The organism is Micromonospora sp. NPDC048930 (genome assembly GCF_043197935.1).
In the GTDB taxonomy this organism is placed as follows: domain Bacteria; phylum Actinomycetota; class Actinomycetes; order Mycobacteriales; family Micromonosporaceae; genus Micromonospora.
On record NZ_JBICUB010000015.1, the window covers coordinates 134,963 to 156,847 of the forward strand.

Consider the following 21,885-nt stretch of genomic DNA (forward strand, 5'->3'; position numbering starts at 1 on the left):
TGCTCGCCCCGTCGATCGACGTGCCCGGGTAGGCACGTCACCGAGGGGAGGACGTCATGGCCAGCTGGACGGTCGACAGCCCGCAGCGGCTCATCCTGGACGAGCCGGTCACCCGGCTGGACGTGCACCTGATCAGCGGCCGGCTCAACGTGGTCGGCACCGACGGCCCGGCCCGGGTCGACGTCAACCGGGTCAGCCGCCGCCCGGTCCTGGTCGAGCTCCGCGACGGCCGGCTGACCGTCGGGCACGAGCGGCCCCCGCGCTGGCCGGGAGTGCTCTGGTGGCTCGGTCAGCTCGGCCGCCGGTTCCGGGCCGAGGTGTCCATCGCCGTCCCGGCCGACGTGCTGGCCGACCTGCACCTGATCGACGGCTCGCTGGTCGCCTCCGGCCTGCGCCGGGACACCCGGGTCGACGTCACCTCCGGCCAGGTCACCCTGATGGGGCTGCGCGGCCGGACCACCGCGAAGGTGACCTCGGGTCCGGTGGAGGCGCTCGGCGTGGGCGGCGACCTGACCCTGGAGACGGTCTCCGGCGAGCTGATCCTCGCCGACAGCGCGCCCGAACGGGTGCGCGCCCACGCGGTCTCCGGGTCGATCACCTGCGACCTGGACAACCCTCGCGGCAGCGAGATCCGGCTCAGCGCCATCTCCGGCAGCATCACCGTCCGGGTCCGGGAGGACAGCGACCTCGCGGTGCACCTGCACACCACCTCGGGCCGGATCACCAGCGGCTTCCCGCAGATCGGCGGCGGCGCCGGCTTCGGCGCCATCAAGGACAGCCACGGGGTGCTCGGCGCGGGCGAGGGTAAGCTCTGGGCGTCCGCGACCTCCGGCAGCATCGCCCTGCTGGCCAGGCCCGTCGAGGACGACGACCTGGAGGAGCTGCCGTGACCGCCGTGTTCAGTCACGGGCGGCTCCGGCTCTACCTGCTCAAGCTGCTCGACGACGGTCCCAAGCACGGCTACGAGCTGATCCGGCTGCTGGAGGACCGCTTCCTCGGCCTGTACGCGCCGAGTGCCGGCACCATCTACCCCCGGCTCCAGCGCCTGGAGGTCGAGGGTCTGGTCACCCACACCGCCGCTGGTGGCCGCAAGGTGTACGAGATCACCGAGGCGGGCCGCGCCGAGCTGCGGCAGCGCGCCGGCGAGCTGGCCACCCTGGAGTCCGACATCACCGCCTCCGTCGAGGACCTCTCCGCCCTGGCCGGGGAGATCCAGACCGAGGTACGCGGCTCGGTCCGCGACCTGAAGCGCGAGCTGCGCGAGGCGGCCCGGCAGACCCGCCGGACCCGCTGGGAGCCCCCGCCGGCGCGTACCGCCGGCAACGGGGCGCGGACCGGGGCGGCCGAGTCGCCCCTGCTCGCCGAGTTCGACCAGCGGCTCGCCGCGTTCACCGTCGAGGTCGGCGCGCTGGTCCGTGCCGGTCGGCTCACCGACACCCAGCTCCGTACGGCGATCCGGCTGCTGGACGGCGCGCTGGACGGGCTGCGCCGGCTGCTCCGCTGAGCCCGCCCCGGGTGCCCGGCTCACAGGTTGTTTCCAGGATCCACCCAGCGCGGCCGCAGCCAGAACGCGGATGATGGGTGCATGGTGGCTACCCAGACCGAGGCCCGACTGCTCGTCGTCGAGGACGACCCGAACATCCTCGAGCTGCTCTCCGCGAGCCTGCGCTTCGCGGGATTCGACGTCGCCACCGCGACGAGCGGCAGCGCCGCGCTGAACGCCGCCAAGGACCACCGGCCCGACCTGGTCGTCCTCGACGTGATGCTGCCCGACCTCGACGGCTTCGAGGTCATCCGGATGCTCCGCGAGGGCGGTACGCGTACCCCCGTGGTCTTCCTGACCGCCCGGGACGCCACCGACGACAAGATCCGCGGGCTGACCCTGGGCGGCGACGACTACGTGACCAAGCCGTTCAGCCTGGAGGAGCTGACCGCCCGGATCCGGGCGGTGCTGCGGCGTACCGCCACCGGTGAGCACGCCCCCTCCCGGCTCACCTTCGCCGACCTGGAGCTGGACGAGGAGACCCACGAGGTGCACCGGGCCGGCCAGCGGGTGCAGCTCTCCCCGACCGAGTTCAAGCTGCTGCGTTACCTGATGCTCAACGCCAACCGGGTGCTCTCCAAGGCGCAGATCCTGGACCACGTCTGGAACTACGACTTCCGGGGCGACGACAACATCGTCGAGTCGTACATCTCCTACCTGCGGCGCAAGGTCGACAACACCCAGCCCCGGCTGATCCACACCCTGCGCGGGGTCGGGTACGTGCTGCGCAAGCCGGCGGCGTGAACGCCCTGCACGACGCGAAGGGCTGGCTGCGCAGCGTCCCGCTGCGGGTGAAGCTGGTCGCCTCGGTGCTGGCCCTGGTGGCGGCGGCGCTCGTCGTGATCAGCTCGCTCACCGCGTTCTTCCTGCACAGCTACCTGGTGGACCGGCTCGACGACGAGCTGAACTCGTACCTCGCGCGGGTCGATCCGACGTCGGTTCCGAGCAGCAACACCCAGGGCAACAACCTGCCCAGCGACTACATGGCGGTCATCGCCAGCCGGAGCGAGGGCAGGGCCAAGATCTACTGGGACAGGCGGCTCTCCGAGGACGACCTGCCCGGCTCGCTCAACCAGTTCTCCTGGTACCAGCAGCACGCTGGCCAGGGTGCCTTCACCACCGACGCGGCCGACAAGCGGCTGCGCTGGCGGGTGGTGGTCAAACAGGTCGACGACGACCAGTTCATCGCGGTCGGGCAGAACATGGTCGACATCGACCTGGCCGTCCGGCAACTCGTCTGGATCGACCTGCTGGTCGGCGGGGCAGTGTTGATCATCCTGGCCTCGGTCGGCGCGGGCATCGTGCGTACCAGTCTCAAGCCGCTGGTGGAGATCGAGCGGACCGCGGCGGCCATCGCCGGCGGTGACCTGACCCGGCGGGTGCCCGACCCGGAGGAGGGCCGGGCCTGCCCGACCTCCGAGCTGGGCCGGCTCTCCCGGGCACTGAACGCGATGCTCGCGCAGATCGAGGCGGCCTTCACCGCCCGGGCGGCGTCCGAGGCGGCCGCCCGCAGCGCGGAGGTCAGCGCCCGGGACGCGGCCGCGTCGGCGCAGGCGTCCGAGGCGCGGGCCCGCCGCTCCGAGGAGCGGATGCGGCAGTTCATCGCGGACGCCTCGCACGAGCTGCGTACCCCGCTGACCACCATCCGCGGCTTCGCCGAGCTCTACCGGCAGGGCGCGGCCCGGGCACCCGAGCAGACCGCCGGCCTGCTGCGGCGGATCGAGGACGAGGCGGCCCGGATGGGGCTGCTGGTGGAGGACCTGCTGCTGCTGGCCCGGATGGACCGGGAGCGGCCGATCACACTGGCCCCGGTGGAGCTGCCGGTGCTGGCCTCCGACGCGGTCCAGGCGGCCCGGGCGGTCGATCCGGAGCGCCGGATCGAGCTGGAGATCGAGCAGGGCGCCGGTCCGCTGGTGGTGCTCGGCGACGACGCCCGGCTGCGGCAGGTGATCGGCAACCTGATGACCAACGCGCTCACCCACACCCCGCCGGAGGCCTCGGTGACCCTGCGGCTGCGGGTGGAGCCGGGCAACCTGGCCGTGGTGGAGGTGGCGGACACCGGCCCGGGGCTCACCCCGGAGCAGGCCGAGCGGGTCTTCGAGCGGTTCTACCGGGTGGACGCCGCCCGGACCCGACGGGCCGGCGGACCGACCAGCACCGGGCTCGGGCTGGCCATCGTCGCCGCGCTGGTCTCCGCGCATCACGGCACGGTCGAGGTGGCCGAGACGCCCGGCGGCGGGGCCACCTTCCGGGTGAAGCTGCCGCTGCTGCCGGAGACGCCCGACTCGGGGGAGTGACTTTCAGAAAACCTTCAGGCAGGTTCCAGGCTGGTCGCAGTGCCAGCGGGCAAGGTGGAGGCATGAGCGAGCACGAGACCGACCAGCAGCGGACGCCGGCCCCGGCCGACGCCGAGCCGTCGCACCCCACCGCCGAGCTGCCCCGCACCGGAGACGGGCAGTCGGACTCCACCGCCCCGCTGCCCCGCACCGAGGCCGGGCAGCCGGACCTCGTCACCACCACGCCGGCGGGCGCGCCGGTTCCGGCCGACTCCCCGGCCGCCGGAACCCCCGCCGCCAGCGACACCACATCGACTCAGCCCGCCGGCCCGTACGCCACGGACGCCGGCCGCACCGAGCCGCCGGCTCAGCCCGCCGGCCCGTACGCGCCGCCGGCGGCCACCCCGTCCGCGCCGCCGTACCAGCCGCAGCAGCCCTGGTACGGGGGCCAGCAGCAGGGCGGCTGGGCGCACCAGGGCGGCTACCAGCCGCAGGGCGGCCCGGTGCCCTACCAGCCGCATCAGGCGTACCCGGGCGGGCAGCCGCACCAGGCCGGCCAGCCGGTCCCGCCGTGGGCCCCGCAGCCGCAGCCGGTCCGGCCGAGCCGGGCCGGGAAGTTCGTCGGCGCCGGCGCGCTGGCGCTGGCCCTGATGCTCGGCTCCGGCGTGGCCGGCGGCGCCCTGGCGCTCGCCGTGGGCGGGCACACCACCGTCACCCGCACCTACTCGGCGGCCCCGGTGATCAACAGCGCCGACCTGCCGAAGATCGCGGCCTCCGTCCAGGACAGCATCGTCACGATCATGACGGGCAGCGGTGAGGGCTCCGGGGTGATCCTCAGCGCCGACGGGTACGTCCTGACCAACAACCACGTGGTCGCCTCCGCCAACGGCGACACGGTCAAGGTCGTCTTCGCCGACGGCAAGTCCGCCCAGGCGAAGATCGTCGGCACCGACCCCAAGACCGACCTCGCCGTGGTCAAGGCCAGCGGGGTGAGCGGCCTGAAGGCGGCCAGGTTCGGCGACAGCGACGCCATGCAGGTCGGTGACCAGGTGCTCGCCCTGGGCAGCCCGCTCGGCCTGCAGGGCTCGGTGACCGCCGGCATCCTCAGCGCCCGGGACCGCACCATCTCCGCCGGCGAGGAGGGCCAGCAGCAGGACCCGCGGCAGGGCGCCAGCTCGATCTCCGGCCTGCTCCAGACCGACGCCCCGATCAACCCGGGCAACTCCGGCGGCGCGCTGGTCAACACCCGGGGCGAGGTGATCGGCATCAACACCGCGATCGCCACCGCCGGGCAGGGCAGCAACGGCAACATCGGCGTCGGCTTCGCCATCCCGAGCAACAAGGCCAAGGACGTCGCCGAGAAGCTCCAGCGCGGCGAGAAGATCAGCCACCCGTCGCTCGGGGTCAGCGTGAACGCAGCCGAGGACGGTGGCGCGCTGATCGCCGCGGTCACCCCGGGCAGCGCGGCCGAGAAGGCCGGGCTCCAGCGGGGCGACGTGATCACCAAGTTCGGCGACAAGGTGATCAACGACTCCAACGACCTGGTGGGCGCCGTCCAGGCGGGCAAGGTCGGCGACCGGGTCCAGGTGGAGTTCAAGCGCAACGGGTCGACCGAGACGGCAACCGTGACGCTCGCCGAGACGTCCTGACCAACAGACCTGCCTCCTCCACGGGCGGAGGGTGACGGAGTCAAGGGGGTTGACTCCGTCACCCGCCGCCCATTTTCGGGTCTCACCCGCTCCGGGTGAGCCCGGCTCACCCCGTCCGGCGGCACGCTCGACGGACCGGGAACCGCACGGGAGGGGACGTCATGACCACCACCGCCGCCGTCCGTACCGATCCGGAGATCCAGCGGGACGTGCTCGCCGAACTCGACTGGGACGCGCAGACCCGGCCGACCGAGATCGGGGTGACCGTCGCCGACGGGGTGGTGACGCTGACCGGCGAGGTGGACAGCTACGCCCGGCGCTGGGCGGCCGAGCGCTGCGCCCACCGGGTGCGCGGGGTCCGCGCGGTCGCCAGCGACCTCGAGGTACGCCTGCCCGCCGGCGAGGAGCGTACGGACGCCGACATCGCCATCGCGGCCAGCCGGGCGCTGGAGTGGGACAGCTTCGTCCCGGCCGACCGGCTGGACGTGACGGTCGCCGACGGCTGGGTCATGCTCCGCGGCGAGGTCGAGTTCGGCTTCCAGCGGCGTACCGCCGAGCGGGAGCTGCGCCGGCTGCGCGGCGTACGCGGGGTGACCAACCTGGTGGAGGTGTCTCCGCCGAGCCCGTCCAGCGACGAGCAGAACCGGCGCGACCTGCAACGGGTGCTCTTCCGGCGGACCGGCACCGAGCGGATCGACGTCCAGGTCAGCGGCGACACCGTGGTGCTCGCCGGGGCCGTCCGCTCCTGGTGGCAGCGGGAGGAGGCGGAACGGGCCGCCTGGGCCATGCCGGGCGTCCGCGAGGTGCACGACCGGATCATGGTGACGGGGTGAGCCGGCGCGCCTCGTTTACCGCCGGTCGCGCCGGGAAAGCGCCGCCGATCACGTACGGGACCAACGGGGAGGACTCGTCGCCGTGAACCACCTGCCGTCGGAACGCTCGCGCGCCCGGCCGCTGCGGATCGCCATGGTGGTGCCGCCCTGGCTGTCGGTGCCGCCCCCCGGCTACGGCGGGCTGGAACAGGTGGTGGCCGGCCTGTTGAACGCGCTGGTGGACCGCGGTCACGCGGTGACCGTCTTCGGTGCCGGTCCGGATCACGGCACCGCCGCCGAATACGTCTCCACCTGCCCGGACGTCCAGTACGACCGGCTGGGCGAGTCGCTGCCCGAGCTGGCCCACCTGGCCCACGTCAACCGGCTGGTGGATCCCGCCGACTTCGACGTCATCCATGACCACACCACCATCGGCCCGCTGGTCGCCGGCCGCCGGCGGGTGCCCACCGTGGCCACCGTGCACGGCAACCCGGTGGGGGAGTACGGCACCGTGCTCAGCAACACCGACCACGGGGTGGGGCTGGTCGCCATCTCGCACGCCCAGCGCCGGGCCAACCCGGAGCTGCCCTGGGTGGGCACCGTGCACAACGCGCTGCCACTGCGGGACGTCCCGCGCAAGCGGGCCCCGGGCCAGGGGCCGGTGCTCTGGCTCGCCCGGTTCAGCCCCGACAAGGGCCCGGACCTGGCCATCCGCGCCTGCCGGGCGGCCGGCCTGCCGCTCACCCTCGCCGGCAAGTGCAACGAGCCCGCCGAACGCCGCTACTTCGAGCAGGTGGTCGAGCCGCTGCTGGACGAGGACATCACCGTGGTGCTCAACGCCGACCGGGACGAGACCCTGCGGCTGCTGCTCGACGCCCGCTGCCTGATCATGTCGATCCAGTGGGAGGAGCCGTTCGGCATGGTCATGGTGGAGGCCATGGCGACCGGTACGCCGGTGGTCGCGCTGCGCCGGGGCGCGGTGCCGGAGCTGGTCCGGCCCGGGCTGACCGGGCTGGTCTGCGACCGCCCCGACGACCTGCCGGCGGCGCTGCGCGAGTCGTCCCGCCTCGACCCGGCCGACTGCGTGGCGCACGTCGCCGAGAATTTCTCGGTGGAACGGATGGCCCTCGGCTACGAGTCGGTGTACCGGAGCTTCCTGGCCGCCCGGGCCGCGCAGGCCGGGCAGCGGCAACCCGCCCCCGTCGTCGCCCGCTGACCGGTCAGGTGCGGGCCGCGGCGAGATCGGCGGCGGCCGCGTCGAGCTGACGGGCGTACTCCAGGCTGATGCTGCCCTCCCGCCGCCGGTCGGCGATCTTGTCGCGGAGCCGGTCCACCGCGGCGGCCAGGTCGCCCGCCTCGGACGCCGCGGTCGCGTTGCGCAGCAGGTTGCGCAGGTCGACGCCGACGTCCTCGCGGATCTGGCCGGCGGCCAGCCCGTCCTCGATCAGGCCCTCCACCCGGTTGGCCGCCTCCACCAGGCTGGCCCCCGGCGGTGGCGCGGGCGTGGTGGTGGCCCGGGACGGCCGGGTCGGGCCCGGCGCGGGCGGCTCGGTCCGGGCCGGGGCCCGGCTCGACGGCGTCACGGAGGGAACGACCACGGGTCCCGCCGTCGGCAGCCCGCCGGTCGGCGGCTGGCGGTCCGGGACGAGGGCGGGCACCAGCAGCACTGCCCCGGCGACCACCACCACCCCGACCGCGACCGCCAGCAGCGGCCGGCGGCGGCGCCCCGCGCCGTCCTTCGCCGCGCCGGCGCCGCCCGCGTGCGCCGGGTCCGCCGCGGTCGGCTCCCCCGGCAGGGGCACCGTCGGGGTCGGCAGGGTGGTGGCGGCCGGCGGATCGGCGGGCAGCAACTGCTCCCGCAACGCCGCCGCGACCTGGTGCGCGGTGGGGCGGCGGCGCGGGTCGCGGGCCAGGCAGCGCAGGCAGATCTCCGCGACCGGCGCGGGCAGTCCCGGTACGTCGTCCAGCGTCGGCGCCGTGCCCTCGGCCCGCGCCCGGCTGAGCTGCTCCCAGGTGTCCGCCGGGTACGGCACCTGGCCGGTCAGCGTCTCGAAGAGCAGCACACCCAGCGAGTAGACGTCGGTGGCGGGCTGGGCCGGCGCGCCGTCCAGCCGTTCCGGCGCGACGTACGCCGGGGTGCCGAAGGTGCCGCCGTCCTCGTCCTCGTCCGGAGCGCCGACCCGGGTGGCGATGCCGAAGTCCAGCACCTTCGCGCCGATCCGGGTCATCATCACGTTGGCCGGGGTGATGTCCCGGTGCACGATGCCCAGCCGGTGCGCCGCGGCCAGCGCCTCGGCCACCTGCGCGCCGGTCTCCACCGCCTGCGTCCAGGGCAGCGGCCCCTCGGTCAGCCGGTGCTCCAACTCCTCGCCGACGAGCAGCTCCATCACCACGAAGGAGGTGATGCTGCCGTCCGGCGCCACCGTCTCGCCGTAGTCGTGCACGGCGGTGACGTGCGGGTGCACCAACTGGGCGGCGGAGCGGGCCTCCTCGCGCACCATGCCGCGGTACCGGGCGTCCGCGGCGAGCGAGGGCGCGAGCACCTTCACCGCGACGATCCGGTCCAGCACCTCGTCGCGGGCACGCCAGATGACGGACATGCCGCCGGCCCCGATCTGGTCGATGAGCCGGTACCTGCGGGCCAGCAGCCTGCCGGCGTGCAGTGACGCCTTCACATCGCACCTGCCTGGGCTTGGGAGCGCTATCAGGTTGCGGGAATGTGTCCGGCGTGTCAACGGGTGTCCGGTCCGTGGTCGACGGCGCGCGCCGCCCTGGTCGCCCCCGGTGAGCACGGCTGCCGGCCCGGCCGGCTGCGCCGGGCGGCCTACCGGCCGCGTGCCAGGATGAACGGCATGGCAAGTGGTCCGGTGGCGTTCGTGCTCGGCGGTGGCGGAGTGCTCGGCGCGGTCGAGGTCGGCATGCTGCGCGCCCTGTTCCGGGCCCGGATCCGGCCGGACATGGTGCTCGGCACCTCGATCGGCGCGGTCAACGGCGCCCTGGTCGCCGCCGACCCGACCGAGGCGGTCACCGACCGGTTGGTCCGGCTCTGGGCCTCACCCGAGGCGAGCGAGGTGTACGGCGACTCCGTCGCCCGGCAACTGCGCCGCTTCGCCGCCCGTACCCACCTGCACTCGCCCCGGCCGCTGCGCCGGCTGCTGGAGAACGAACTGGGCGAGGAGACCACCTTCGCCGACCTGAAGGTGCCGTTCCGCTGCTGCGCGGCGAACATCGAGCGCGCCGCCGAGCACTGGTTCCACAGCGGACCGCTGGTGCCGGCGGTGCTCGCCTCCGCCTCGGTCCCCGGCCTGCTGCCGCCCACCGAGATCGACGGTCAGCACTACATCGACGGCGGCGTGGTCAACTCGATCCCGGTCGGCGAGGCGGTCGCCGCCGGGGCGACGCAGATCTTCGTCCTCCAGGTGGGGCGGATCGAACGCGAGCTGTCCCCGCCCCGCCGGCCCTGGGAGATCGCCCAGGTGGCCTTCGAGATCGCCCGGCGGCACCGGTTCGCCCGGGAGATGGCCGCCCTGCCCGAAGGCGTCGAGGTGCACGTGCTGCCCACCGGCGGGCCGGGGCCGCGCGAGGACAGCCCGTGGGCCTACCGCGACATGGCGGCGGTGGGGCGGCGGATCAGCCGCGCGTACACCGCCTCCCGTCGCTACCTGGACAGCCAGTTGGAGCGCTGATGCCGCTGCCGCCGCGCTGGGTACGCCGGTTGCTGCTCGCGCCCGGCGTGGTGCTGCTCGCCGTCGCGGTCCTGGTCACCCTGCCCGGCTGGGCGCTGCTGGCGCTGGCCGCCTCGCCCCTGGTGCCGGGGCGGCTGCGGCCGCTGCGGCTGCTCTGGATCGGCACGGTCTACCTGGTCTGGGACGCGGCCGCGCTGCTCGCCCTCTTCGTGCTCTGGCTGGCCTCCGGCTTCGGGGCACGCAAGCGTTCGCCGGCCTTCCAGCGCGCGCACTACCTGCTCGCCGGGTACTTCCTGCGGGTGCTGTTCTGGCAGGCCCGCTGGACGCTGCGGCTGCGGATCGACGTGGTCGGCACCGACCCGGACACCGCGCTGCCCGGCCGCCCCGAGCTGGTGCTCTGCCGGCACGCCGGGCCCGGCGACTCGTTCATCCTGATCCACGCGCTGGTGAACTGGTTCCACCGCGAGCCCCGGATCGTGCTCAAGGAGAGCCTCCAGTGGGATCCGGCGATCGACGTCCTGCTCAACCGGCTGCCCAACCGGTTCATCGCGCCCGGGCCGGACGGCCGGGAGTCGGCGATCCGGCAGATCGGCCACCTCGCCATCGACCTGGACGACGACGACGCCTTCGTGATCTTCCCGGAGGGCGGCAACTTCACCCCCAGCCGGCGGCTGCGGGCCATCGCCCGGCTGCGCGCGCTCGGCCTGGAGCGGATGGCCCTGCGCGCGGAGCGGATGCAGCACGTGCTCGCCCCGCAGCCGGGCGGGCTGCTCGCCGCCCTGGACGCCGCCCCGGACGCCGGGGTGATCTTCGTGGCGCACACCGGGCTGGACCGGATGCTCACCGTCACCGACGTGTGGCGCGAACTGCCGATGGACAAGCGGATCGTGATGCGCTTTTGGTCGGTGCCGCCGGAGAAGGTCCCCACCGACCGGCAGGAGCGCATCGACTGGCTCTTCGACTGGTGGGCGCGGATCGACCGGTGGATCGCCGCCAACCGGGACGGCGTCGCCGCCGGCTGACCCGGCCGGGCCGGCCGCGTAGGGTGCGCTAGTGGAGCAGATCTGCGTGGTGACGACGGTGGTGGACGCCCGCCCGGTGGCGGACGTGCTGGCGGCCACGGCCGTCGCCGGCCGCCTGGCGGCGTGCGCCCAGGTCGGCGGCCAGGTGGACAGCACCTACTGGTGGCGGTCCGCGATCGAGACCACCACCGAGTGGTCGGTGCAGTTCAAGACCGCGCCGGACCGGGTGGACGCCCTGGTCGACCAGCTCCGCGTCAACCACCCGTACGAGGTGCCGGAGATCCTGGTGGCCCGGGTGGAGAGCGGCAACCCCGACTACGCCGCCTGGGTGCACGAGCAGACCCGGCCCTAGGTACGCCTACTCTGTTCCCCCTTGCCCCCGGCGTCGATGCTGGTCCGGTGGAGAACACCGGCTACCCCTGTCCCGGTTGCGGCGCCCCCGCCGATCTCGTCGCCGGGTGCCGCGGCTGCGGCCGCCCGCCGTACCCGCCGGCCGCCGAGGTGATCCGGCTGGACCGGGAGATCGCCACCCTCACCCCGCAGGTGGAGCAGGCCCGGGTGACGTACCAGGACCTGGCGGGACGGCTCGGCGCGGCCCTGGCCCGCCGGGCGGAGCTGAGCGCCCGGACGACTGCTCCGGGTCGCGGCGTGGCGTCAGACACGCCGAGCCGGAGTGGTCGCACCCGGCGGGAGATCCCACTCCCGCGCCCGGTCGCCCCGCCGGCGCCGGCCGTGCCGCCGGTCCCGTTGCCGGGCCCCGGACGGCCCGGCGGGGCGGAGACCTCGACGCGCGCCGTTCAGGGTCTCCTCTTCGTCCTGGGTGGACTGCTGCTCGGCACCGCGGCGGTGGTCTTCACCGCGGTCGCCTGGGCCGCGTTCGGGGTGGCCGGGCGGGCGCTGATCCTGCTCGCCTGCACCGCGCTCGCCCTCGCCGCGCCGTTGCTGGCCCGCCGGCGCGGGCTGGCCGGCACCGCCGAGACGTTCGCCGCCGTGGGGCTGCTGCTGGTGCTGCTCGACGGGTACGCCGCCTGGTCGGTGGACCTGCTCGGGGTGGCCGGCTGGCCGGGGAGCCGGTACGCCGCGCTGGTCGGGGGGATCGGCACGGCCGTGGCGGCCGGGTACGCGCGGCTGAGCCGGCTCACCGTGCCGTGGTTCGCGGCGCTGCTGACCGCGCAGCCCGTACTGCCGCTGGCCGTGGCCGCGGCGCAGCCGTCCGCCGCCGGCTGGGCGCTGGTCCTCACCGCGGTGGCGCTGGGCGACCTCGTGGTGGTGGTCGTCCTGCGGAACCGGATCGGGTCGCGGGTGGGCGACGCGGTCCGGGACCGGGCCGGGGTGCCGTCGCCGGTCGGCGGAGCCCCGGTCCGCGGGGTGGCCGGCGGGGGGCCGGTCCACCCCGACCCGCCGAGCGGGGGACCGGTGGCCGGCGGGGGGCCGGCCACCGTGCTCGCCGGGTTGGTGCTCGGCTGGGTCGGGCACGGCGTCGCGCTCGCCGTCGCGGCCGGCTGTGCGCTGGTACCGCTCGTCCTGGGGAGGGCGGCCGGCACCCCGCTGCTGGCCGGTGGCCCGCTGCTGCTGGTGGCGCTGGCCCTGGGCGCCGGCGCGCTGGCCGCCGGCGGTCGCACGTACCGCGCGGTCGCGGCGGGGCTGCTGGTGCCGGTGCTGGCCACCGCGCTGATCCGGCCGGTCGCCGAGCTGCGGCCGGGAGTGCTGCCGCTGGCGGCCGCACTGGTGGTGGCCGCGCTGGCCGGGGCGGTGCGGGCGGTGCCGGAGCGGCTGCGTACCGGGCCGCGGGTGGGGGCGCTGGTGATCGCGGCCGGGCTGGGCCAGGTCGCCGTGGCCGGTGCCGTGGTCGTCGGCGCCGCGACCGCTGTCGCCTCGTACCCGGCCTGGTCGGGGGCGGATCCGGTGCCGGCCTGGTCGTGGGGGTGGCAGCTCCTGGTGGCCGTCCTGCTCACCGCCGGGGCGGTGGCGCTGCACGTGCCCCGCGCCGGCTGGCCGGTCGTGGGCGCGGTCGGCGGCACGCTGGCCGTACTGGCCGCTCCGGCCGTCACGGTCACCCGGTGGCCGCTGGTGGTGGCGCTCGACCTGGTCGCGGCCGGCGTGCTGCTGCTCGCCGCCGTGCACCGGCCGAACCGGCGGTACCCGGCGGTCGACCGACGACTCCAGCTCGGCGCGTCTGCCGCCGCGCCGCGACCTGGAGCCGTCGTGGTCCCCGCGCTCGCGGCCGCCGTACTGTCCGGTCACGCCCTGCTGGTCGGCCGCGCCGCGCCGGCCGGGGCGGGAACCGCGTTCGCCGTCCTGGCCGCCGTCGGCGTGCTGGCGGCGGCCCTGGGCCGGCGCGGCTCCGGTGCGCAGCCCGCCGTCGGGGGCGTGGCGCTGGCGGCGGGGCTGGTCGCCGTACCGCCGGCGGTGGCGGTGGGGCTGCTCGGCCTCGGCGCCCCGTCCTGGTGGCAACTGCGGGGCGCGTTCGCCGCCGCCGCGGTGCTGGTGGTCGCCGTCCTCGCGGTCCGTCGACACTGGACCGACCTGCACGGGTACGCCTCGGCCGGCTTCGCCGTCGGGCTCGCCGCGGTAGCGGCCACGCCGCTTGTCCTGGCCGGTGGCGAACCGGTGTCGCTCTACGCCGCGTCGGGTGTGCTGCTGGCGCTGGCCGCCGGCGGGGGCGCCCGGCCGCCGATCGCTCCCCGGGTGGTCGGTGCCGGGCTGGCCGGGTTGGCGCTGCTCGCCGCCGCCCCGGCGACCCTCGGGGTGCTGCTGGGGTTGCCGGTCCGCCCGTGGTCCGGGGCGCCCGCCGCCGTGTCGGCACCGGGTGCGCCGGCCGCCGGCCTGACGCTGCTGCTGCTCGGGGTCGCCGCCGCGGCGTACGGCCGGATCGCGACGGCCCCCGATCGCCGCGCGGCGTCGGACCGGCCTTCCTCCGATCCCGAGCGCCGCCTGGCGGCGTGGAGGCCGCATGAGGGCCGCCGGCCGAGCTGGAGCCGCGGGTGGTGGCGGCCGGCGCTGGCCGCGCTGCCGTTCGGCGCGGTGGCCCTGCCGGTGCTGCTGGCGGCGGCCGGCGCGCCGTGGCCGGTGGTGCCCGTCGCGGCGTTCGGCGCCGGGCTGGGCGCGCTGCTGGTGACGGCGCTCGCCGCGCCGCGCCCGCCGCTGCCCGCGGTGGCCCTACCGGTGGGAGCGGCGCTCCTCCTGCCCGGGCTGGGCGGGCTTCTCGCCACCCGGGCCGGGACGCTCGTCGGCTTGGGTGCACTGGTCGTCGCGGCGGTCGCCGTCGGGGCGGCCGGGCGGCACCCCGGCGCCCGGCTCGCCGGCTGGCTGGCGGCCGTGGCGTCGGCCACCGGTTTCGCGGTGACCGCGCCGCTGGCCGCCGGGCTGCCGCTGCGGACCACCGCGTTCGCGGTGCTGGCGGTGGCGGCGCTGGCCCTGCACGCCGTACCGCTGCTGCGGCCGGCCCCGACCGCGGCGCTGGAGGCGGCGGCGCAGGCGACCGCGGTGCTGGCGCTGCTGCTCACCGACGGCGCGCTCCGGCACGCGGCGGCGGTCTGCGCGCTGTGGGGCGCGGCCGTGGCGGTACGGGTGCTCCGCCGGGACGAGTCGCCGGCCGGACGCCGGGCCCTCGCCGCGGTGGCCGGCGGCAGTGAACTGCTCGGCGGGTGGCTGCTGCTGGCCGCCGGCGGAGTGGTGGTGCTGGAGGCGTACACGGCACCGGCGGCGGCGCTGGCCCTCGTCGCGGGGCTGGTGGCGCTGCGCACCCGGCCCGGGCTGAACAGCTGGCTGGCGCTCGGCCCGGGGCTGGCGGCGGCGCTGCTGCCCAGCCTGGTGTCGGTGGTGGTGGCGCCGGACCCGCAGCCGTGGCGCCGGCTGGCGCTCGGCGTGGTCGCGCTCGGCGCGGTGCTCGCCGGGGCGGCCCGGCGCTGGCAGGCGCCGGTCCTGCTGGGCACGGCCACCCTGGTGCCACTGGCGCTGCACGAGCTGGCCCGGGGCTGGGACCTGCTGCCCCGCTGGATCTTCCTGGGGCTGGGCGGGCTGGCGCTGATCGGCCTCGCCGCCACGTACGAGCGGCGCCGCCGGGACCTGGCCCGGCTGCGCACCCTCGTCGGGCGGATGGGCTAGGTAGGGAAAACACCACCCCGGATTGGGGGGTTGCCAGGATTACCCTGCGCAACCGATCCGACCAGACTCGGTGACGGAGAGTCGCGCCGCCGGCGTGACCACGGGCACCGGGGAGCGGGATCGGATGACCTCATCGACGTTGACGGCACCACCGACCCGGCGGGGCAGCGACTACGCGCGGCTGTCCCGCCGGGTCGCCGAAGCCGGGTTGTTCGCCCGCCGGCCGGGCTGGTACGCGCTCCGGATCGGGCTCACCCTGGGCGCCTTCCTGGCCGGCTGGATGCTGGTGGTGGCGGTCGGCGACTCCTGGGCGCAGCTGGCGCTGGCGGCCGGGATGGCGGTGGCCACCACCCAGGTGGCGTTCCTCGGGCACGACGCCGGCCACCGGCAGATGTTCCGCCGGCGCGGCCCGAGCGAGCTGGCCGGGCTGATCGCCGGCAACCTCGCCGTCGGGCTCAGCTACGGCTGGTGGGTGGACAAGCACAACCGGCACCACGCCAACCCGAACCACGCCGACGAGGACCCGGACGTCGGGGCGGGTGCGCTGGTCTGGACCGACGAGCAGGCGGCGGCGACCCGGGGGCTGAGCCGGTGGATGGCCCGACGGCAGGCGTGGTTGTTCTTCCCGCTGCTCCTGCTCGAAGGGCTGGCGCTGCACGTGGCGAGCGTCCAGGCACTGGTCGGCCGGGAGCCGGACGGCCGGTGGCGGACCCCGGTACGGCACCGCGCGGTGGAGGCGCTGCTGCTCGTCGCGCACGCCGCCGGCTACCTCGGCCTGCTGTTCGCGGTGATGTCGCCGGGCAAGGCCCTGCTCTTCGTCGCCGTCCACCAGGGGCTGTGGGGGCTCTACATGGGGTGCGCGTTCGCCCCCAACCACAAGGGCATGCCGATGCCGAGCGCCGAGGACGACCTGGACTTCCTGCGCAAGCAGGTGCTCACCTCGCGGAACGTGCGGGGCGGCCGGTTCGTGGACGTGGCGCTGGGCGCGCTGAACTACCAGATCGAGCACCACCTGTTCCCGAACATGCCTCGGGCGAACCTGCGCCGGGCCCGGCCGATCGTCCGGGCGTACTGCGCGGAACAGGGCATCCCGTACGTGGAGACCGGGCTGGTCGAGTCGTACCGGCAGGCGCTGGCGCACCTGCACGAGGTGGGCCGGCCCCTGCGGCGCGGCTGACCTCCCGGGCTGCCCGCCGTGCCGGAAAACGGGTCGGTCCGGGCCTGCCGGTAGGGTCGTCGCATGGCAGACGTGCTCACCGCCGAGGCGGTGCGGGACGAGCCGGGCGGGCAGAACCCGTCCCGGCGGAGCGACGACATCGTCCGGAGCGCCCCATGAGATTCGAGATCAGCAAGGTGCTGGACGCCATCGAGGGGCGGGTCACCACCGACCCCTCGCTGGCCCGGGCCGTGGTCGATCTGGCCGAGGTGATCCGCTGGCAGGACCTGGACGGCGGGCGGCCGGCCAGCCTGCTGCGGCTCGGCATGGTGATCGACGCCCTCTCCCGCGAGATGGGAGAGGACAGTGTCCCGGTCTACGCGATCGTGCACCGGGCCCTGCTCTCCGACGCGGACCTGACCTCGAACGAGCGGATGGTGGTCCGGCGCTGGGCCGACGACGGCCTGGTCGAGGTGCTGGACCACCCCGGCGACCGGGTGCTCGAGGTCGCGGACCTGCTCGGCCTGCCGGTGCTCAGCCGGGTCCGGTTCGACGGGTTGCAGGGCCGCTACCCGTGGCTCGGGCAGGCCGGGCGGGTGCTCGCCCCGGTGCCCGGCGCCGGCGGGCCGGTGCTCATCGCGCACGTCGGCGGCGGGCAGAGCCCGGCCTCCGGCGGCCGTTCGGCGGTCGGCGCGAAGCTGCTCGCCCGGCAGTGGCGCTGCCCCGAGCCCGGGTGCGCCCTCTTCGGCGGTGGCGGTGGCGGCGGCGCCTTCGCCGACCTGGCCCGGGTGGACCGTGCCCCGGCCGCTCAGCCGCCGCCGAGCCTGCGCAACGGCGTGCCGACCTGTCCCCGGCACGGCGTCCGGCTCGGCGACGCCGGGCCGCGCCCGCGTACGGAGGTGCTGGCGGTCCGGATCGGCGGGCTGGTGCGGCGGCGCTTCGTGCTCACCGAGACCCAGGCGGTGCTGGTCGGCCGGGCGCCGGACCCGGCCGACGGCATCGTGCTCGGCCAGTGGCTCAACGACGAGGCGCGGCGGTGGATCAGCCGCAGCCACGTCCGGTTCGAGCTGAGAGTGGGCGAGGTGATCGTGACCGACACCAGCACCAACGGCTCCGGCGTACGCCCGGGCGGCTCGATGGCCGAGTCGGACCGGATCGCGCTCGCCCCGCAGCAGTCCCGGGTGCTCGCCGAGGGCGACATCGTCGAGCTCTACCCGGGCGTGCAGGTCGGCCGGGCCGACGAGCTGCCCAGCGACGCGAAGTTCAGCCCGACGTCGGTGATGGCCGAGGCGCCCACCATGGCGATGCGGCTGCCCCGCCCCTGACCGGAACGACGAAGGGCGCCGGGACCGTCGTGGTCCCGGCGCCCTTCCGCGTACGGGGTCAGCCCGCCAGCACGGCGGCGAGCTGGGCCACCGCGTGGTCGATCTCCTCCTCGGTGATCACCAGCGGCGGGGCGAGCCGGATGGTCGAGCCGTGGGTGTCCTTGGCCAGGACGCCTCGCTCCATCAGCCGCTCGCAGGCCTGCCGGCCGGTCATCAGCGCCGGGTCGATGTCCAGCCCGGCCCAGAGGCCCCGGCCCCGGACGGCGACCAGGCCCTTGCCGATCAGGCCGCGCAGCCCGGCGTGCAGCCGCTCGCCCAGCTCGGCCGAGCGCCGCTGGAACTCGCCGGTGGCGAGCAGCCGGACCACCTCGGTGGCGACGGCGCAGGCCAGCGGGTTGCCGCCGAAGGTCGAGCCGTGCTGGCCCGGCTTGAGCACACCGAGCACGTCGGTGTTCGCGGCCACCGCGGAGACCGGCACGATGCCGCCGCCGAGCGCCTTGCCCAGCAGGTACATGTCCGGGACGACGCCCTCGAGGTCGCAGGCGAACGTGGCGCCGGTCCGGCCCAGACCCGACTGGATCTCGTCGGCGATGAACAGGACGTTCCGCTCGGTGCAGACCTGGCGGACGCCCGGCAGGTAGCCCTCCGGCGGGACCACGACGCCCTGCTCGCCCTGGATCGGCTCGAGCAGCACCGCGACGGTGTTCTCGTCGATCGCGGCGGTCAGCGCGGCGAGGTCGCCGTAGGGGACGACCGTGAAGCCCGGGGTGTACGGCCCGAAGTCGGCGCGGGCGTCCTCGTCGGTGGAGAAGCTGACGATGGTGGTGGTCCGGCCGTGGAAGTTGCCCTCGGCGACCACGATGTTGGCCTGTCCCGGGGTCACGCCCTTGACCTGGTAGCCCCACTTGCGGGCGACCTTGATGCCGGTCTCCACCGCCTCGGCGCCGGTGTTCATCGGCAGGACCAGGTCCTTGCCGCACAGCTCGGCCAGCTCGCGGCAGAAGTCGGCGAACTGGTCGTGGATGAACGCCCGGCTGGTGAGGGTGAGCCGGTCCAGCTGCGCGTGCGCGGCCTCGATCAGCTTCGGATGCCGGTGGCCGAAGTTCAGCGCCGAGTACCCGGCCAGGCAGTCCAGGTAGCGGCGGCCGTCCACGTCGGTCAGCCAGGCGCCCTCGGCGGACGAGATCACCACCGGCAGCGGGTGGTAGTTGTGCGCCGTGTGGCGCTCCGCGTCGCGTACCGCCCCCGGCGTCCGCAGCATGTCGTCGACGATCACTTGCTTGCCTTTCCCTGACGGAGTCGCAACGTGCAGCACTTCGGACCGCCGCCGGCCTTGCGCAGCTCGGACAGGTCGATCCCGATGGTCTCGTAGCCCCGGTCGCGCAGCTTGGCGGCGAGGTCGCTGGCCTGCGCGGGGAGCACCACGTGCCGCCCGTCGCTGACCGCGTTCAGCCCCAGCACCTCGGCGTCGGCCATGGTCGCGTGGATGGCGTCCGGGAACAGCCGGCGCAGCACCGCCCGGCTGCCCGGCGAGAACGCCTCCGGCAGGTACGCCACGGTCCGCTCGTCGAGCACGGTGAGCGCGGTGTCCAGGTGGTAGAAGCGCGGGTCCACCAGCTGCATGGTGATCACCGGGTAGCCGAAGACCTCCTGGAGCTGGGCGTGCGAGGCGTGCGCGGTGCGGAACCCGGTGCCGGCGAGCAGGTGGTCGCCGACCAGCAGGACGTCGCCCTCGCCCTCGTTGACGTGCTTCGGGTCGTACATCTCGAAGCCGGCGGCCTCGAACCAGGCGCGGTAGGCGGGGGCCTCGTCGGCGCGCTGCGGGTCACGGAACTGCACCGCCATGGCCTTGCCGTCGATCACCGTGCCGCCGTTGGCGGCGAAGACCATGTCCGGCAGGCCGGCCACCGGGTCGATCAGCTCGACCTCGTGGCCCAGGTCGACGTACGTCTGGCGGAGCTGCTCCCACTGCCGGATCGCCAGGTCGGCGTCCACCGGCGCGGTGGGGTCCATCCACGGGTTGATGGCGTAGTCGACGGCGAAGTACGTCGGCCGGCACATCAGGAAGCGCTGGCGGGTGGCGTCCATCGTCATGTCGTGCTCCCAGGGGTCGGGCGCGCCCGGCCACCGTCGGCCCACGGGCTGGCGCCGTGGTCCAACGGTATGCGGCGCGGGCCGACGACATCCACCGCGAGAAGTTGCGTACGACGTCGGATCGTTGCGTCTGGCGTGCTTCTCGCGGTGGATCGTTGCGTCGCCGCTCAGGCCCGCTCCACCCCGAGGTGGAGCTGCCGGTGCCGGGGCGTCTCGACCTCGTCCAGCAGCGCCACCGCCAGATCGGCGTACGTGATCCGGCTCGCGGCGTCGGCCGGCGCGAACCGGTACCGGCCGGTCGGCGTGCCGCCGTGGTCGAAGTCCCCGGCCGGGCTGAGCACCAGCCAGTCGACGGCCCCGCCGGCCTGCCGCAGCACCTCGGTCCCCGCCCCGTGCCCCAGGCAGAAGGCCCGGTACTCCTGCGGGTAGTCCGGCGTGTCGAGCAGCGGCACGCCGGCGACGGTCGGCAGCACCGAGGCGAGCCCGACCACCAACAGCCGGTCCACCCCGGCCGGGCCGAGCCCGCTCAGCAGCGCCCGCGCCGTCGCCGGGAAGAAGACGTCGGGCGGCGCGGAGAGGTCGACCGCCGCGTGGACCGCCGCGTCGTGCCCGGCGGCCAGTTCGGCGACCCGATCCGCGTCGGTGACGTCCCCGGTGACCACCGTCACCTGCCCGTCGGCGGACAGATCTGGGTGGCGGGCCGGGTCGCGGAGCACCGCGGTGACTCGGTGCCCCCGGTCGCGCGCCTGGCGTACCACGGCCCGGCCGGCCCGCCCACCGGCACCGAAGACGATGATCCTGCTCATCGACGTACCCCTCATCACCCGTTGGCCGGCGTGGTCGCCGGCCGGTCGGGGCGGACGCTATCCAGGCGGCCGGTTTCCACCCGGATACCGACTACGGTGGGCGGCATGCGTGCGCCGCTCGACCCCGACATGTTCGACGAAGTCTGCCCGTCGGACCTGACGCCGATCCGGTTCGGGGACAAGTGGGCCGGGATGATCATCCGGTGCCTCGAGGGCGGGCCCCGGCGCTTCTCGGAGCTGCGGGTGCCGCTGCGCGGCGTCACCGCGAAGGTGCTCACCCGGTCGCTGCGGAAGCTGGCGGAGGACGGGCTGATCCGGCGCGACGCCCGGGCCGGGCGGGTGGAGTACGCGCTGACCCCGCTCGGGCGCAGCCTGCTCGGCCCGATGGAAGTGGCCTGCGCGTGGGCCCGGGAGCACTGGGAGGAGCTGCTCGACGCGCGCGAGGGAGTCGTCCCGGCGGACGGGCCTGGAACACGTCTCGGGGGCGGCGAACCGCCGCCCCCGAGCAAGGGTGTTGCCCGGCTGGTGAACCACCAGAGCTGATCGGGCGTGCCGGCCCTGCGCCGGCGAGCCGGACAGTGCCCGTCAGAACCAGTTGGCAAACTGTGAATCAAGCCACTCGCGGAACCGGCCCGTCCACTCGCCGTCGGTGGTCGGCCAGTCGAACTGGCCGGTCATCGCCACGATGCCGAGCACCACGGCGGCGATGCCCACCGCGATGCCGATCAGCGCGTCGGTCTTGCCGGCCACGTGCCGGCGGCGGGTGGCGATCAGCCCGAGCACGGCGAGCACCGCGCCGACCGCGCCCAGCCCGATGCCGTAGCCGGCCAGGGTGCCGGAGAGCACGAACAGGGCGCCGACCACCGACACGATCAGGCCGAGGGTGGCGAGCAGGCTGGCCCGGGGCTTCGGGCCGACCGCCACCGGGGCGGTCCGGGAGTCCAGGTCGGGCCGCTCGACCGGCCGGTCCGGCCGGCCGTCCCCGTCCAGGTCGACGGTCCGCTCCTCGCTCGGGTCCGCGGCGACCGCCGTGCCGGCGCGCCGGGTGTCCGCGTCCAGCGGCCGGCCGGTGCCCGCGCGTGCCGCCGCGGCCCGGTCCGCCGCGCGCCGCTCCGCCTCGGTGGCGGTCGCGCCGCTCCGGTACGTGGTCCGCTCCGCGTCGCGGTCGGTGACCACCGGCCGGCCGTCGGCCCGGTCCGCGACGGTGCTGTCGTCGCGGGCGTCCACGACGCCGTCGCCGTTCTCATCCGTACTGGCCGCCGGGGCGTTCCGGCGGGACAGGATCTTCACTTCGACACCTCCTGATCAGGGCGCGGAGGCCGCGCATGACAGGAAAGAGGTACCCAGCGGGGGAGAAGTCGACACCCGTCGACGGGTCGGACCCGCCGGCTCGGCGTCGCGCCGGCGCC

19 protein-coding genes are annotated in these 21,885 nt (G+C 75.4%); 14 read left to right on the plus strand and 5 right to left on the minus strand.

Annotation, left to right across the window (positions count from 1 at the left end):
- The first annotated feature begins 56 nt into the window (after nucleotides 1–56).
- The 7 genes from ACGFI9_RS30305 (at nucleotide 57) to ACGFI9_RS30335 (ending at nucleotide 7,496) form a co-directional block, all read left to right on the plus strand.
- A complete protein-coding gene (locus tag ACGFI9_RS30305) occupies nucleotides 57–890 on the plus strand; it encodes a DUF4097 domain-containing protein (RefSeq protein WP_393183326.1) in 834 nt (277 codons plus the stop codon).
- The gene (locus tag ACGFI9_RS30310) at nucleotides 887–1,504 is read left to right on the plus strand and encodes a PadR family transcriptional regulator (RefSeq protein ID WP_393183328.1); all 618 of its coding nucleotides are present in this window, start codon (nucleotides 887–889) and stop codon (nucleotides 1,502–1,504) included. The genes ACGFI9_RS30305 and ACGFI9_RS30310 overlap by 4 nt, the downstream gene beginning before the upstream one ends.
- 81 nt (nucleotides 1,505–1,585) lie before the next feature.
- The gene (locus ACGFI9_RS30315) at nucleotides 1,586–2,287 is read left to right on the plus strand and encodes a response regulator transcription factor (RefSeq protein ID WP_046571468.1); all 702 of its coding nucleotides are present in this window, start codon (nucleotides 1,586–1,588) and stop codon (nucleotides 2,285–2,287) included.
- Nucleotides 2,284–3,840 (plus strand): sensor histidine kinase, encoded by a 1,557-nt coding sequence (locus ACGFI9_RS30320; protein WP_393183330.1) that lies wholly within the window; start codon nucleotides 2,284–2,286, stop codon nucleotides 3,838–3,840. Before ACGFI9_RS30315 ends, ACGFI9_RS30320 begins: the two co-directional genes overlap by 4 nt.
- 62 nt (nucleotides 3,841–3,902) lie before the next feature.
- Nucleotides 3,903–5,468, plus strand: a complete 1,566-nt coding sequence (locus ACGFI9_RS30325) for a trypsin-like peptidase domain-containing protein (protein WP_393183332.1) — start codon at nucleotides 3,903–3,905, stop codon at nucleotides 5,466–5,468.
- Between the two features lie 161 nt (nucleotides 5,469–5,629).
- On the plus strand, nucleotides 5,630–6,301 hold the full coding sequence (locus ACGFI9_RS30330) for a BON domain-containing protein (protein WP_393183334.1): 672 nt from the start codon (nucleotides 5,630–5,632) through the stop codon (nucleotides 6,299–6,301).
- A 133-nt stretch (nucleotides 6,302–6,434) separates the two neighbouring features.
- Nucleotides 6,435–7,496, plus strand: a complete 1,062-nt coding sequence (locus ACGFI9_RS30335) for a glycosyltransferase family 4 protein (protein ID WP_393183377.1) — start codon at nucleotides 6,435–6,437, stop codon at nucleotides 7,494–7,496.
- Between the two features lie 4 nt (nucleotides 7,497–7,500).
- Here the strand turns inward: ACGFI9_RS30335 and ACGFI9_RS30340 are convergent, their stop codons facing one another.
- The gene (locus tag ACGFI9_RS30340; protein ID WP_393183336.1) at nucleotides 7,501–8,955 is read right to left on the minus strand and encodes a protein kinase; all 1,455 of its coding nucleotides are present in this window, start codon (nucleotides 8,953–8,955) and stop codon (nucleotides 7,501–7,503) included.
- 177 nt (nucleotides 8,956–9,132) lie between these two features.
- Between ACGFI9_RS30340 and ACGFI9_RS30345 the strand changes: the two genes are divergently transcribed.
- From ACGFI9_RS30345 to ACGFI9_RS30370, 6 genes are all read left to right on the plus strand, one after another.
- On the plus strand, nucleotides 9,133–9,966 hold the full coding sequence (locus ACGFI9_RS30345) for a patatin-like phospholipase family protein (protein WP_393183338.1): 834 nt from the start codon (nucleotides 9,133–9,135) through the stop codon (nucleotides 9,964–9,966).
- Nucleotides 9,966–10,988 carry a 1-acyl-sn-glycerol-3-phosphate acyltransferase gene (locus ACGFI9_RS30350; RefSeq protein WP_393183339.1) on the plus strand — a complete coding sequence of 341 codons (1,023 nt, stop codon included), beginning with the start codon at nucleotides 9,966–9,968 and terminating at the stop codon, nucleotides 10,986–10,988. The genes ACGFI9_RS30345 and ACGFI9_RS30350 overlap by 1 nt, the downstream gene beginning before the upstream one ends.
- 31 nt (nucleotides 10,989–11,019) lie before the next feature.
- Nucleotides 11,020–11,340 carry a divalent-cation tolerance protein CutA gene (cutA, locus tag ACGFI9_RS30355; protein WP_393183341.1) on the plus strand — a complete coding sequence of 107 codons (321 nt, stop codon included), beginning with the start codon at nucleotides 11,020–11,022 and terminating at the stop codon, nucleotides 11,338–11,340.
- A 47-nt stretch (nucleotides 11,341–11,387) separates the two neighbouring features.
- A complete protein-coding gene (locus ACGFI9_RS30360) occupies nucleotides 11,388–15,095 on the plus strand; it encodes an SCO7613 C-terminal domain-containing membrane protein (RefSeq protein ID WP_393183343.1) in 3,708 nt (1,235 codons plus the stop codon).
- Between the two features lie 124 nt (nucleotides 15,096–15,219).
- Complete coding sequence (locus ACGFI9_RS30365) at nucleotides 15,220–16,272, plus strand: fatty acid desaturase family protein (RefSeq protein WP_393183344.1); 1,053 nt, start codon at nucleotides 15,220–15,222, stop codon at nucleotides 16,270–16,272.
- A gap of 155 nt (nucleotides 16,273–16,427) precedes the next feature.
- Nucleotides 16,428–17,576: an FHA domain-containing protein gene (locus ACGFI9_RS30370; protein WP_393183346.1), complete on the plus strand. Its 1,149-nt coding sequence runs from the start codon at nucleotides 16,428–16,430 to the stop codon at nucleotides 17,574–17,576.
- A 58-nt stretch (nucleotides 17,577–17,634) separates the two neighbouring features.
- On the opposite strand, the gene rocD is transcribed toward ACGFI9_RS30370, so the two are convergent.
- The 3 genes from rocD to ACGFI9_RS30385 all read right to left on the minus strand — a co-directional run bounded on the left by rocD (nucleotide 17,635) and on the right by ACGFI9_RS30385 (nucleotide 20,476).
- Entirely contained in the window at nucleotides 17,635–18,849 is a 1,215-nt protein-coding gene (gene rocD, locus ACGFI9_RS30375; protein ID WP_393183379.1) for an ornithine--oxo-acid transaminase, read from the minus strand.
- Entirely contained in the window at nucleotides 18,849–19,664 is an 816-nt protein-coding gene (gene ddaH, locus ACGFI9_RS30380) for a dimethylargininase (protein ID WP_393183381.1), read from the minus strand. Before ddaH ends, rocD begins: the two co-directional genes overlap by 1 nt.
- 173 nt (nucleotides 19,665–19,837) lie before the next feature.
- Entirely contained in the window at nucleotides 19,838–20,476 is a 639-nt protein-coding gene (locus ACGFI9_RS30385; RefSeq protein ID WP_393183347.1) for an NAD(P)-dependent oxidoreductase, read from the minus strand.
- Nucleotides 20,477–20,581: 105 nt separating this feature from the next.
- Between ACGFI9_RS30385 and ACGFI9_RS30390 the strand changes: the two genes are divergently transcribed.
- On the plus strand, nucleotides 20,582–21,019 hold the full coding sequence (locus ACGFI9_RS30390; protein ID WP_393183349.1) for a winged helix-turn-helix transcriptional regulator: 438 nt from the start codon (nucleotides 20,582–20,584) through the stop codon (nucleotides 21,017–21,019).
- Nucleotides 21,020–21,061: 42 nt separating this feature from the next.
- Here the strand turns inward: ACGFI9_RS30390 and ACGFI9_RS30395 are convergent, their stop codons facing one another.
- Nucleotides 21,062–21,766: a thrombospondin gene (locus tag ACGFI9_RS30395; protein WP_393183351.1), complete on the minus strand. Its 705-nt coding sequence runs from the start codon at nucleotides 21,764–21,766 to the stop codon at nucleotides 21,062–21,064.
- Nucleotides 21,767–21,885: the final 119 nt, after the last annotated feature.

What these genes read in the sequence shown, in the direction of transcription:
- ACGFI9_RS30305 (WP_393183326.1), top strand. Translation starts at nt 57, where the DNA reads ATGGCCAGCTGGACGGTCGACAGCCCGCAGCGGCTCATCCTGGACGAG.
- ACGFI9_RS30315 (WP_046571468.1), top strand. Translation starts at nt 1,586, where the DNA reads ATGGTGGCTACCCAGACCGAGGCCCGACTGCTCGTCGTCGAGGACGAC.
- ACGFI9_RS30325 (WP_393183332.1), top strand. Translation starts at nt 3,903, where the DNA reads ATGAGCGAGCACGAGACCGACCAGCAGCGGACGCCGGCCCCGGCCGAC.
- ACGFI9_RS30330 (WP_393183334.1), top strand. Translation starts at nt 5,630, where the DNA reads ATGACCACCACCGCCGCCGTCCGTACCGATCCGGAGATCCAGCGGGAC.
- ACGFI9_RS30335 (WP_393183377.1), top strand. Translation starts at nt 6,435, where the DNA reads ATGGTGGTGCCGCCCTGGCTGTCGGTGCCGCCCCCCGGCTACGGCGGG.
- ACGFI9_RS30345 (WP_393183338.1), top strand. Translation starts at nt 9,133, where the DNA reads ATGGCAAGTGGTCCGGTGGCGTTCGTGCTCGGCGGTGGCGGAGTGCTC.
- ACGFI9_RS30350 (WP_393183339.1), top strand. Translation starts at nt 9,966, where the DNA reads ATGCCGCTGCCGCCGCGCTGGGTACGCCGGTTGCTGCTCGCGCCCGGC.
- ACGFI9_RS30365 (WP_393183344.1), top strand. Translation starts at nt 15,220, where the DNA reads ATGACCTCATCGACGTTGACGGCACCACCGACCCGGCGGGGCAGCGAC.
- ACGFI9_RS30370 (WP_393183346.1), top strand. Translation starts at nt 16,428, where the DNA reads ATGAGATTCGAGATCAGCAAGGTGCTGGACGCCATCGAGGGGCGGGTC.
- ddaH (WP_393183381.1), bottom strand. Translation starts at nt 19,664, where the DNA reads ATGGACGCCACCCGCCAGCGCTTCCTGATGTGCCGGCCGACGTACTTC.
- ACGFI9_RS30385 (WP_393183347.1), bottom strand. Translation starts at nt 20,476, where the DNA reads ATGAGCAGGATCATCGTCTTCGGTGCCGGTGGGCGGGCCGGCCGGGCC.
- ACGFI9_RS30390 (WP_393183349.1), top strand. Translation starts at nt 20,582, where the DNA reads ATGCGTGCGCCGCTCGACCCCGACATGTTCGACGAAGTCTGCCCGTCG.